At 63.9% G+C, this 12,139-nt stretch carries 8 protein-coding genes; all 8 read right to left on the bottom strand.

The features are described 5' to 3' along the window. Positions 1 to 36: 36 nt before the first annotated feature. Positions 37 to 726 (bottom strand): response regulator, encoded by a 690-nt coding sequence (locus tag P9255_RS09790; RefSeq protein WP_309768087.1) that lies wholly within the window; start codon positions 724 to 726, stop codon positions 37 to 39. A gap of 11 nt (positions 727 to 737) precedes the next feature. Then, a complete protein-coding gene (locus P9255_RS09785) occupies positions 738 to 2,648 on the bottom strand; it encodes a type IV pili methyl-accepting chemotaxis transducer N-terminal domain-containing protein (RefSeq protein WP_309768256.1) in 1,911 nt (636 codons plus the stop codon). A gap of 2 nt (positions 2,649 to 2,650) precedes the next feature. Beyond that, the gene (narI, locus tag P9255_RS09780; protein ID WP_309768088.1) at positions 2,651 to 3,325 is read right to left on the bottom strand and encodes a respiratory nitrate reductase subunit gamma; all 675 of its coding nucleotides are present in this window, start codon (positions 3,323 to 3,325) and stop codon (positions 2,651 to 2,653) included. Next, the gene (narJ, locus tag P9255_RS09775) at positions 3,322 to 3,969 is read right to left on the bottom strand and encodes a nitrate reductase molybdenum cofactor assembly chaperone (RefSeq protein WP_309768089.1); all 648 of its coding nucleotides are present in this window, start codon (positions 3,967 to 3,969) and stop codon (positions 3,322 to 3,324) included. The genes narI and narJ overlap by 4 nt, the downstream gene beginning before the upstream one ends. A gap of 13 nt (positions 3,970 to 3,982) precedes the next feature. Further along, positions 3,983 to 5,527 carry a nitrate reductase subunit beta gene (gene narH / locus P9255_RS09770; RefSeq protein ID WP_309789425.1) on the bottom strand — a complete coding sequence of 515 codons (1,545 nt, stop codon included), beginning with the start codon at positions 5,525 to 5,527 and terminating at the stop codon, positions 3,983 to 3,985. After that, positions 5,524 to 9,216 (bottom strand): nitrate reductase subunit alpha, encoded by a 3,693-nt coding sequence (locus P9255_RS09765; RefSeq protein WP_309768092.1) that lies wholly within the window; start codon positions 9,214 to 9,216, stop codon positions 5,524 to 5,526. Before P9255_RS09765 ends, narH begins: the two co-directional genes overlap by 4 nt. A gap of 181 nt (positions 9,217 to 9,397) precedes the next feature. Next, positions 9,398 to 10,783, bottom strand: a complete 1,386-nt coding sequence (locus P9255_RS09760) for a NarK family nitrate/nitrite MFS transporter (protein WP_309768093.1) — start codon at positions 10,781 to 10,783, stop codon at positions 9,398 to 9,400. Between the two features lie 54 nt (positions 10,784 to 10,837). After that, positions 10,838 to 12,103: a nitrate/nitrite transporter gene (locus tag P9255_RS09755; RefSeq protein WP_309789424.1), complete on the bottom strand. Its 1,266-nt coding sequence runs from the start codon at positions 12,101 to 12,103 to the stop codon at positions 10,838 to 10,840. Positions 12,104 to 12,139: the final 36 nt, after the last annotated feature.

The following is a 12,139-nucleotide window of genomic DNA, read 5'->3' as shown; positions in this document are numbered from 1 at the left end:
ACGACGCGCTCATGACATGCTCGACGCATGAGGCGTTCAATTGGATTCGGAAAGCACGGACGCGGCGTCGCGCCCGGCTGCATAGAGCGCGACCTGAACGCGGCTCGTGAAATTCAGTTTGCGAAGGATGTTGCGCACGTGGATCTTGACGGTGCTCTCGGCGAGCGACAGCGTGCGCGCGATTTCCTTGTTGCTCGCACCGCGCGACAATTCGCGGATGATGTCGCGTTCGCGCGAGGTAAGCGGATCGGCCGCCGCCGATGCCGTGGGCACGGGCGCGGTGTCGCCTTGCATCGTGGACGCTGGCCGGCGCATGCTTGCGACGAGCTTGACGGTCATGTCGTCGGCAATGACGGGCTGGCCCGCCGCCGCCTTGCGGATGGCCGCCGCAAGCGTGTCCGCTTCGATGTTCTTGAGCAGATAGCCGCACGCGCCGTCGCGCAGCGCGACCGTGAGTTCATCGACGTCTTCGGAGACCGTCAGCATGACGACCGCCGCTTGCGGCAGGTCTTGCACGAGCAGCCGCAGCGTTTCGAGACCCGAAAGCCCCGGCATGTTGATGTCGAGCAGGATGACGTCCGGGCAGAACTGCATCGCCCGCTTGATGCCTTCGTGCCCGTCCGCCGCTTCACCGACGACCTCGAAATCCGGCGTGCGCTGCAGCAGCGCACGCACGCCCGAGCGGAACAGCGTGTGATCGTCGATAAGCAGGATGCGGATGGCCATGATGAGAAGCGTCAGACCGCCTGACGCGCATGAGTGGGCAAAACGAGTTCGACGCGCGCACCGCGCCCGGGCGACCCGGTCAGTTGAAGCCTGGCCGACAACCGTTCCGCACGCTCGCGCATGATGTGAAAACCCACGTGCCTTTCGTCGAGAAAACGCATATCGTCGGGATCGTAGCCCTGGCCGTCGTCTTCGACCAAGAGCCGGAATTCACTCTCGTTGACGATCGTCACATGAACGTGACTTGCTTCCGCATGCTTGCGCACGTTCGACAGCGCTTCCTGCAGGATGAAGATGACCTGCAACTGATGATCCGCCGCAAGCGGAGGCCCGCCCGCCTCCCGATAATCGAGCGCGACAGGTATGCCCGCTTGCGAACGAAAGCGCTCGATGGTGCTTTCCACCGCGTAGCGGAACTTGCCGCTGCCGAGCTTCGAGCGGAAGTTGTTCAGCAGCTCGCGCACGTCGTCGTAACTTTCCGCGACACCGCCTTCGAGCAGCGGCACGATCTCGCGTATCTCGTCCATGCGGGATTCGCGGGCGGCGGCATCGAGCAGATGCACCTGCATCTTCAGGAAATTGAGGCTCTGCGCGATGCTGTCATGCAAGCCCTGCGCGACGAGGTTCCTTTCCTCCGATACCGCGAACTGCCGTTCGAGCGCCGCGAGCCGGCGATTCTTGAGCGCAGTGCCGAAGTGCTTGCCGAGCGTTTCGAGCAGTTTCATTTCGGACGCGGGGATCGGGCGTTTTCTGTCGAAGTGCAATGAGAACGACCCGAGCTTCTCGCCCTGCGACACGATGCCGAACGCCGCCACGCCCGCCGATTCGTCGGTCAGGCAAGGCCGCTGGCTCATGCGCCGCGCATCGTGGACGACGGCCGCGCCCTGCGTCGCGGCATCGCCGCAGAGGCAACCGTCGACGGGCATGCAGCGTTCGGCATCGAGCAGTTCGGGCGGCACGCCATCGGATGCGACGAGATGCAGGCGATCGTCTTCGTCGGAAATAAGGCGGACGGTCGCGCCCGACGCGTCGAACTGATGCGTGAGACGCGCGATGAACCCCTCGCACAAGGCGGGCACGTCGTTGGGCAAGTTGAGGAACGCGGTCATTTCATACAGCGCGGTCAGTTCGCGATTCTGCGCCGCCAGTTCCGCTGTTTTGGCTTCGACGCGCCCGGCCAGATCGCCATAGAGCGCCTGCAATTCGGCGGCCATCCGGTTGAAGCCCTCGGCCAGATTGCCGAACTCGTCGCGCGATTCGACCGGCAGGCGCACGTCGAATTCGCACCGCTGAATGCGCGCAAGTCCTTCCTGCAAGCGCTGCACGGGCGCGACGAACCACAGATAAAGCAGATACACGATGGCCACGGTGCCGAGGCACGACAGCGCCGCAAGCGCCATCTGCGACATGCGCAGCCACGCGGTCTTGCGCGCGTTCTCCTGTTCGATGAGCCGGACGAGCGTATCCGCGCCCGCGACGAACGAAGGCAGCGCCTCCAGATAGCGCGATGCATCCGCCGTATCGCGCGCTTGCGGTTCGAGACGCGCATGCCAGGCATCGGCGACGCTGTCGAATTGACTGCGAATGCGCGCATCGTCGGGAAGGAACAGCGGACGCGCCGCATCGCCGCGCCGCAGACGATCGAGCGTGGCGTTCATCATGGCGATGTGCTCGTCTGCCGCCGATGCCGCCGATGCGCCGCCATCGCGTTGCGCGGCCAGCAGCGCGATCCCCACGGCGTTCGCGCGCATCCGCAGGCTTCCGGCATCGTTGATGGCCGCGCCCGCGCCCTGCAGTTGCCACGAGAGCCACAGCGTGCCGCCGATCATCGTCAGCACGAGCACGAGCGCCACCGCCGACAACATGACGATGCGGGTCGCGAGCCGCTCGCGCATCGGTGGATCAACCGCGGGCGTTTCCATGTTCAGCGGCTGCGCACGAGCTGCCACGCGCGCGCCAGGTAGGTCAGCGACGCGAAGCCGCTCCACACATGCACGAGGCGCGTGAACGGGAAGATCACGAAGAGCGTCATGCCCATGAAGAGGTGCACGCGGAACAGCAGCGGCGCATTCGCGACATGGCTCGCCGCATCGCCCTGGAAGGTGAAGATATGCTGCGCCCAGGTCATCAGGCTGACCATCATCGCGCCGTCCATGTGACCAGCCGATTCGCCGATGGTCGACAAGCCGAGCAGCAGCGTCACGAGAATCCACAGCAGCAAGACGCGATCGCCGGTCTTCGTGACGGCGGACAGCCGCGCGCTCGTCAGGCGGCGATGCAGCAGGATCGCGAGGCCCGCGAGACACATCGTTCCCATCACGCCGCCGGCGATCATCGCGACGGCCTGCTTCACGCTATGCTCGACGCCGAGCCGGTCCCATACCGCGACGGGCGTGAGCAAGCCAAACAGATGCCCGAAGAACAGGCCGAGAATGCCGACGTGAAAGAGGATGTTCCCGAGCCTCAGGTTGCCGCGCTCGATCAATTGCGTGCTGTCGGCTTTCCAGGTGTATTGCTCACGCTCGAAGCGCATGAGGCTGCCGAACAAGAAGATGCACGCCGCGATATACGGGTAGATGCCGAACAGGAAAGTGTTCATCGGGCCTCCTTTGCGGTCGGATGAAAACGAATGGTCTGCGTTGAAGAAGCACGCGACGGCACGAGCAGCGGCTCGACGCCATCGTGGCCGGGGCCGAACATTTCGAGCGCCTCGTCCATGTCGCGCACGGGCGGCTGCGTCAGCGGGCGAGGTTCGACGGATGCGAGATCGCGCAACACGTGGAATGCGCCCGCGTACGGACTTTCGTTCTTTGCGAGCCGCTCGCCGATGGCGTTCAGCACGTGAATGGCGTCGTCGAGCAGGGACTGTGCTTTCGCCGGATCGATCAGGCCGAGCACCTCGAGAAACAGCGGCACGTAGTCCGGCAGTTCGTTGCTCGTCACTTCGAACCCGAGCGCACGATATTCATCGAGCAGATCGACCATCGCGGGGCCACGGTCGCGGCTTTCGCCGTGAACGTGCTCGAACATATGCAGCGAGTGCGACGGCGTGCGATCGAACGTCGCGACGTACGTCTCCTGCGATTCGATCAGCGAGCGCGACTTCAACGCATCCACGAGCGGCGAGAGATCGGCCTGCGCACGCGGCCACGCGGCGAGCGCGCCTTCGATTTCCGGCAGCGCATCGATGAGCGCGTGCTCCGGATAGTCCAGCAAAGCGGAAAGCATGGGATAGAGCGACATCGTATTTCCTTCGTCAGACGGCCTTCTTGCGCGACTTAGGCAAGTCCGCGTAAGCGAATTCGCCCTGCGCCCGCGAGCCGAACAGCGATCCATTCGATACACCCGACGAACAGCCGTTACCGAACGAGAAGCCGCAACTGCCTTTCTCGTCGAAGCTGTCCTCGGCCATTTCCTTGTGCGACGACGGCACGACGAAGCGATCTTCGTAATTGGCGATCGCCATCAACTGATACATCGCCTCGACTTGCGACGCCGTAAGGCCCGCATCGCGCAGGATCGCATCGTCCGCCACGCCGTGCACCGTCTGCGCGCGCTTGTAGGCGCGCATCGCCAGCATGCGGCTGAGCGCATCGACGACCGGCGCTTCGTCGCCCGCCGTCAGGAGGTTGGCGAGATAACGCATCGGGATGCGCAGGCTTGGCACATCGGGAATCATGCCGTTCATGCCCATATGGCCGGCGTCGGCGGCGGACTGGATCGGCGAGAGCGGCGGCACGTACCAGACCATCGGCAGCGTGCGGTATTCCGGATGCAGCGGGAACGCGATCTTCCACTCCACCGCCATCCGATACACCGGCGAACGCACGGCGGCGTCGAGCCAGCTCTGCGATATGCCCTGACGCAGCGCTTGTGCTTGCACGTGCGGGTCGTTCGGGTCGAGAAAGACATCCAGTTGCGACTGGTACAGGTCCGTCGTCCGTTCGACCGATGCCGCCTGCTCCATGCGATCCGCGTCATACAGCATCACGCCGAGATAACGGATGCGCCCGACGCACGTCTCCGAACACACGGTAGGCTGCCCCGCCTCGATGCGCGGATAGCAGAACACGCATTTCTCCGCCTTGCCCGACTTCCAGTTGAAGTACATCTTCTTGTACGGGCAACCGGACACGCACATGCGCCAGCCGCGGCACCTGTCCTGATCGACGAGCACGATGCCGTCGTCTTCACGCTTGTAGACGGAACCGGAAGGACACGACGCCACGCAGGCCGGGTTCAGGCAATGCTCGCAAAGGCGCGGCAGATACATCATGAAGGTGTTCTCGAAGCTTGAGTACATCTCCTTCTGCACGTTGTCGAAGAGCTTGTCGCGGCTGCGCGAATCGAACTCGCCGCCGAGGTCGTCTTCCCAGTTCGGCCCCCAGTGGATCTTGTCCATCTTCTTGCCGGTGATGGCCGATACGGGGCGCGCCGTCGGCGGTGTCTGCGACAGCGGCGCTTTCTGAAGATGCTCGTAGTCGTAGGTGAACGGCTCGTAGTAATCGTCGATGGCGGGCAGGTTCGGATTCGCGAACATGTTGGCCAGCACTTTCAGCTTGCCGCCCTGACGCGGATCGATGCGGCCATCGCTCTTGCGCACCCAGCCGCCGTTCCACTTCTCCTGGTCTTCCCATTCCTTCGGATACCCGATGCCCGGCTTCGTCTCGACGTTGTTGAACCACGCGTATTCGACGCCATCGCGCGACGTCCACACGTTCTTGCACGTCACCGAGCAGGTATGACAGCCGATGCACTTGTCCAGATTCAGGACCATCGCCACCTGGGCGCGGATCTTCATGATGCTGCTCCTTCCTTGAGCGGGCCTTCGAGCCAGTCCACTTTCTTCATCTTGCGCACGATCACGTATTCATCGCGATTGCTGCCCACGGTGCCGTAATAGTTGAAACCATACGCCTGCTGCGCGTATCCGCCGATCATGTGCGTCGGCTTCAGCACCGTGCGCGTCACCGAGTTATGGATGCCGCCGCGCATGCCGCTCGTCTCCGCACCCGGCACGTTGATGATCTTTTCCTGCGCGTGATACATGAGGCACATGCCGCGCGGCACGCGCTGGCTCACCACGACGCGCGCCGTCAGCGTGCCATTCGTGTTGAACACTTCGACCCAGTCGTTGTCGGCGAGCCCGGCTTCCTTCGCTTCCGCCTCCGACACCCATACGTGCGGCCCGCCGCGCGACAGCGTGAGCATCCGCAGGTTGTCCGTGTACGTCGAATGGATGCCCCACTTCTGATGCGGCGTGATCCAGTTCAGCACCAGTTCGTGCTCGCCGTTCGGCTTCGCGCCGAGCATCGGCGCGATGGTCTTCGTATCGATTGCGGGCTTGTAGACACATGAGCCTTCGCCGAAATCCAGCATCCAGCGATGATCCTGATAGAACTGCTGCCGGCCCGTCAGCGTGCGCCAGGGAATCAGCTCGTGCACGTTGGTATAGCCCGCGTTGTAGCTGACTTCCTCGGACTCGAGGCCCGACCACGTCGGCGCGGAGATGATCTTGCGCGGTTGCGCCTGCACGTCGCGGAAACGGATCTTGTCGTGCTCGCGGCCCGCTGCGAGATGCGTGTGATCGCGGCCCGTGATCTTCGAGAGCGCTTGCCACGCCTTGACCGCCACGTGGCCGTTGGTTTCGGGCGCGAAGGTGAGGATCATCTCGGCGGCATCGACGGCTGTATCGAGACGCGGCCGGCCCTGCTTCTCGCCGGACAGCGTGGCGAGCTCGCGCACTTCATGCGCCGTGTTCCAGTTGATGCCCTTGCCGCCGTTCCCGAGCTTTTCCAGCAACGGTCCGACCGATGTGAACTTGTCGTAGATCGCGGTGTAGTCGCGTTCGACGAGCGTCATCGACGGCGCGGTTTTGCCCGGAATCAGATCGCATTCGCCCGCGCGCCAGTCTTTCGGCTCGAACGCCTGGCCGAGTTCGCCGGGGGTGTCGTGCATCAGCGGCGTGGTCACGATATCGGTGCGCGTACCGAGATGCTTGCCGCCGATTTCCGCGAACTTCTTGGCGATGCCCTTGTAGATTTCCCAGTCCGTCCTGCTCTCCCACAACGGCTGGACCGCTTCGGATAACGGATGGATGAACGGATGCATGTCCGACGTGTTGAGGTCGTCCTTCTCGTAGAACGTGGCGCTCGGCAGCACGATGTCGCCATAGAGACACGTCGTGCTCATGCGGAAATCGAGCACGGTCAAGAGGTCGAGCTTGCCCTCGGCGGCGGCGCGCAGCTTCACCTCGCTCGGCTTGATCGCGGTGGATTCATCGTCGAACAGGGCGTTCTGCGTGCCGAGCAGATACTTCAGGAAATACTCGTGCCCCTTGCCTGAGCTGCCGAGAATGTTCGAGCGCCACACGAACATGTTGCGCGGGAAATTGGCGGGATTGTCGGGATCGTCACACGCGAAGTCCAGCGCGCCGGACTTCAGTTGCTCGACCGTGTATTCGATCGGATCGCGGCCCGCGCGCTTCGCGGCATCGGCGATATCGAGCGGATTCGCGCCGAGCTGCGGCGCGGACGGCAGCCAGCCCATGCGCTCGGACTTCGCGTTGAGGTCGATCATCGAGAGATTCGAATAGCGCGACTTGTCCGCGCCCGGACCGAGTATCTCGCCGACGTTCACCTTCTCGTGCCGCCACTGGCTCGTGTGGTTATAGAAGAACGACGTGCCGTTCATCTGGCGCGGCGGGCGCGACCAGTCGAGCGCGAATGCGAGCGGCGCCCAGCCGAACTGCGGCCGCAGCTTTTCCTGGCCGACGTAATGTGCCCAGCCCCCGCCGCTCTTGCCGACGCAGCCGCACATCATCAACAGGTTGATGATGCCGCGATAGATCATGTCGTTGTGATACCAGTGATTCAGCGCAGCGCCGACGATCACCATGCTCTTGCCCTGCGTGCGGTCCGCGTTGTCGGCGAACTCGCGCGCCACCTGAATCACGAGATGGCGCGGCACCGTGGTGTGCTTCTCCTGCCATGCGGGCGTGTAGGGCACGTCGTCATCGAACGATGCAGCGACGTTCGGCCCGCCGAGACCCTGATCGACGCCGTAGTTCGCCATCTGCAAATCGTAGACGGTCGCGATCATCGCAGGCGATCCATCCGCGAGCGTGACGCGCTTCACCGGCACGCGCCGCGCGAGCAAGGCGTCATGTTCGCCGCAGAAGTACGGGAAGCTCACGTCGACGACGTCGTCGTGTGCGCCGATCATCGACAGGCGCGGATCGATCTCGCGGCCCGAACCGGCATCGTTCTGCTCGAGATTCCAGCGGCCGGCCTTCGCCTGCTCACCCCAGCGGAAACCGATCGTGCCGTTGGGCGCGACGATATCGCCGCTCTTTTCATCGATGACGAGCGTCTTCCACTGCGGATTGTTCGCCTCGTCGAGATTGCCTTGCAGTTGCGACGCGCGCAGGAACTGATCGGGGACGAGCGTGCCTTCGTGCTCGCGCAGCAGGACGAGCATCGGCATGTCCGTGTACTGCTTCACGTAAGCGCGGAAGTAGGCGGACTTGCCGTTCGCGTGGAATTCCTTGAGCACGACGTGGCCCATCGCCATGGCGAGCGCGGCATCGGTGCCCTGCTTCGGCGCGAGCCAGATGTCGCCGAACTTCACCATTTCGCCGTAATCCGACGACACCGCCACCGTCTTCGTGCCCTTGTAGCGCACTTCGGTGTAGAAGTGCGCGTCGGGCGTGCGCGTCTGCGGCACGTTCGAGCCCCAGACCATCAGATAGGTCGAGTTGTACCAGTCCGCCGATTCCGGCACGTCCGTCTGCTCGCCCCAGATCTGCGGCGATGCCGGCGGCAAGTCGCAATACCAGTCGTAGAACGACAGGCACGCGCCGCCGATCAGGCTCAGATAGCGCGCGCCGGCAGCGTAGGAGACCATCGACATCGCGGGAATCGGCGAGAAGCCGATCACGCGATCCGGCCCGTACTTGGCGATGGTATGGGCATTCGCCGCCGCGATGATCTCGGTCGCCGTGTCCCAGTCGGCACGCACGAAGCCGCCGAGCCCGCGCACGCTCTTGTACCGCTTCGCCTTCACCGGGTCTTCGCAGATGGATGCCCACGCCGCGACGGGATCGAGCGTCTTGCGCGCTTCGCGCCACATCTCGACGAGCCTGCCGCGAATGAGCGGATACTTCACGCGCTGCGCCGAATACACATACCAGCTATACGACGCGCCACGCGGACAGCCGCGCGGCTCGTGATTCGGCAAGTCCGGGCGCGTGCGCGGATAGTCCGTCTGCTGCGTTTCCCAGGTGATCAGGCCGTTCTTGACATACACCTTCCACGAGCACGAACCCGTGCAATTGACGCCATGCGTCGAGCGCACGATCTTGTCGTGCTGCCAGCGGCTGCGGTAGCCGTTTTCCCACTTGCGGTCTTCGTCCACGACCGCGCCGTGTCCATCGGCAAACGTGGACTTGACGCGCGACATGAACTTCAGCCGGTCCAGAAAGTGACTCATCCGATTCTCCGGGCTTTGCGGCCACGCGCGGCTTTCCATACAGCGCGTGGCAATTGAAAGTATGGGTCCGAGTGTAGGGGCGCGGCGCTTGCCCGCCCATTCATCGAAGGGAGCAGTTGACGTTCGTCATGAGACGTAGCCGCCGTATCGGTCGGCTACGCCTTTGGTAGTAGTCCGCGTTTCAGCAGGGCATCGGCGCGTTGCGGCGCGCGTAGCACCACCACGTCACCACGGCGCAGACCGCATAGAACGCGATGAAGCAATAGAGCGCCATGTCGGGCGATCCCGTCGCGCTGATCGACGTGCCGAAGCTGCGCGGAATGAAGAATCCGCCGTAAGCGCCGATCGCGCCCGCAAAGCCGAGCACCGCCGCCGACTCCTTGCCGGCTTCCTGCAGCGCCTGCTTCTTCGCGGCTTCCCCGCCGCGCGCCGATTCCCGTTGCTTCTGGGTGAGGAAGATGACCGGGATCATGCGGAACGTCGACCCATTGCCGATGCCCGTCAGCGCGAAGAGCACGATGAACATCGCGAGGAAGCCGGCAAAGCTGCCGCCCGCGCCGTCGTGCGGCAGCGAGAAGATCACGCCGATGACCGCCGCGATCATCGCGATGAACGTGTACAACGTCACGCGCGCGCCGCCGATGCGGTCGGAAATCCAGCCGCCCAACGGCCGCGTGAGCGCGCCCGCGAGCGGTCCGAGGAACGCGTAAGCGGTCGGATTCACGGAAGGGAACTCGGCTTTCGTCAGCAACGCGAGCCCCGCCGAGAAGCCGATGAACGATCCGAACGTGCCGATATACAGCAGGCACATCAGCCAGTTGTGCTTGCGCTTGAAGATGACCGCCTGCTCCGCAAACGATGCTTTCGCATCGGCGATATCGTTCATGCCGAACCATGCGGCGAGCGCCGATACGACGATGAACGGCACCCAGACGAAACCCGCGTTCTGCAGCCAGATGCTGCGCTCGACGCCATTGACCGCGTACGTCTGCCCGCCGCCGCCGAGCGCGCCGAACACGGACGCCGCGATCACGAGCGGCGCGACGAACTGCACCGCCGACACCCCGAGATTGCCGATGCCCGCGTTCATGCCGGTGGCGAAGCCCTTCTTCGCTTTCGGGAAGAAGAAGCTGATATTGGCCATCGACGAACTGAAGTTTGCGCCGCCCAGTCCGCAGAGCAAGGCAAGCACGAGCAGCGTCGGATAGCCGGTCGACGGATCGCGCAGCGCGAAGCCCATGCCGAGTGCGGGAATCAGCAGACTCGCCGTGGAGAACGCGGTGAAGCGCCGGCCGCCGAAGATCGGCAGGAGGAACGAGTAGAAGATGCGCAGCGTCGCGCCGGATAACGCGGGCAACGCGGTCAGCCAGAACAACTGATCCTTCGAGAAGTGAAAGCCGCCCTTGTCGAGATTGACGGCCACGACGCTCCACAGGGACCACACCGCGAAGGCCAGCATCAGCGCCGGAATGGAGATCCACAGATTGCGGCGCGCGATGGTTTCGCCGGTTTCTTGCCAGAAGCCCTTGTTTTCGGGCTCCCATTGAGTGAGTAGATAGCGTGACATGAGAAGTGCTCGATGATGACGGCGCGGCTTTCGTTGGCCGCGCCCTGGCTTGCGTCAGGCAACGCGCCCGATGCGGTCCGACTTGAATGTGAAATGCATGGAAATGAGGCTGACGGCGGTCGCGCCGAACATCAGCATGAAACAGGTCGTGCGTATGCCGGTGACATCCATCAGGATGCCGAACAGGATCGGCAGCAGGAAGCCGGCGAGCCCGCCCGCCAGTCCGACGACACCGGATACCGCGCCGATATTCGACGAGAAATCGTCGGAGATGAACTTGAACACCGACGCCTTGCCGACGGCCATCGCGACGCCCACGACGAACATGAGCACCGTGTAGGCGGTCGGCCCCATCGCGATATGGAAGGTGCGCGGGCCGCTGCTCGTGTGAACGGTGAAATCCGTGACGGGATAGCTCAGGAAGAAGAAGCACGCCAGCGTGACCCACATCACGAGCCATGTCGTGCGCTGCGCGCCGAAACGGTCCGACATCCAGCCGCCGAGCGCGCGCAGCACGCCGCCGGGCAGCGAGAAACACGCGGCCAGAAACGCCGCCTGTTCGATACGGAAGCCATACTGGTTCACGTAGTACTGCGGCATCCACAGCGAGAGGCCGACATAGCCGCCGAACACGACGGAGTAGAACTGCGCATAGCGCAACACGCGGCGATCCTTCAGCACGGCCATCTGCGCGGCGAAGCGCTGTGCGTTCGCACTGCGATGCGCCGGGTTCGACGCCGACAGCAGCCAGAACAGAATCGCGGTGACGAACATCGCGATGGAGTAGACCTTCGGCACGATGGTCCATGTGCCGGCGGCGAGCATCATCACCGGCGCGACGAACTTGTTCAGCGCCGCGCCCGAGTTGCCCGCGCCGAAGATGCCCATCGCGAGGCCCTGTCGCGATTTCGGAAACCAGCGCGCGACATAGGGCGTGCCGACCGAGAACGACGCCCCCGCGACGCCGACGAACAGGCCGAGCACGAGGAACTGCCACAACTCGGTGGCGTATGCGATGAGCCAGATCGGCACGATGGTGACGGCCATCGTGCAGAAGAACACGATGCGTCCGCCGTGGCGATCGGTCCAGATGCCGAGCGGCACGCGGGCGAGCGAGCCGGTCAGCACGGGCGTCGCGGCGATGAGGCCGAATTCGGTGTCGGTGAGATGAAGTTGCTGCTTCAGCGGAATGCCGAGGATGGCGAACATCATCCAGACGGCGAAGCAGATGGTGAAGGCGAACGTGCTCGCGCAGAGCACGCGCCAGGCAGTGGTATCGGTCGCGGCCGAAGACGCGGCAGGTGGGTTGACGACGCTCATCGTCCTATCCTCGTGATGAAAGACTTCATCGCGAGA

Origin of the sequence: Caballeronia sp. LZ019, from assembly GCF_031450825.1 — a bacterium.
Classification (GTDB): Bacteria; Pseudomonadota; Gammaproteobacteria; order Burkholderiales; family Burkholderiaceae; genus Caballeronia.
Note: the sequence above shows the minus strand (reverse complement) of the source record. Positions and strands in the feature narration are given on the sequence as shown.

Coding starts and splice junctions, on each gene's coding strand:
- P9255_RS09790 (WP_309768087.1), bottom strand. CDS start 726: ATGGCCATCCGCATCCTGCTTATCGACGATCACACGCTGTTCCGCTCG.
- P9255_RS09785 (WP_309768256.1), bottom strand. CDS start 2,648: ATGGAAACGCCCGCGGTTGATCCACCGATGCGCGAGCGGCTCGCGACC.
- narI (WP_309768088.1), bottom strand. CDS start 3,325: ATGAACACTTTCCTGTTCGGCATCTACCCGTATATCGCGGCGTGCATC.
- narJ (WP_309768089.1), bottom strand. CDS start 3,969: ATGTCGCTCTATCCCATGCTTTCCGCTTTGCTGGACTATCCGGAGCAC.
- narH (WP_309789425.1), bottom strand. CDS start 5,527: ATGAAGATCCGCGCCCAGGTGGCGATGGTCCTGAATCTGGACAAGTGC.
- P9255_RS09765 (WP_309768092.1), bottom strand. CDS start 9,216: ATGAGTCACTTTCTGGACCGGCTGAAGTTCATGTCGCGCGTCAAGTCC.
- P9255_RS09760 (WP_309768093.1), bottom strand. CDS start 10,783: ATGTCACGCTATCTACTCACTCAATGGGAGCCCGAAAACAAGGGCTTC.
- P9255_RS09755 (WP_309789424.1), bottom strand. CDS start 12,103: ATGAGCGTCGTCAACCCACCTGCCGCGTCTTCGGCCGCGACCGATACC.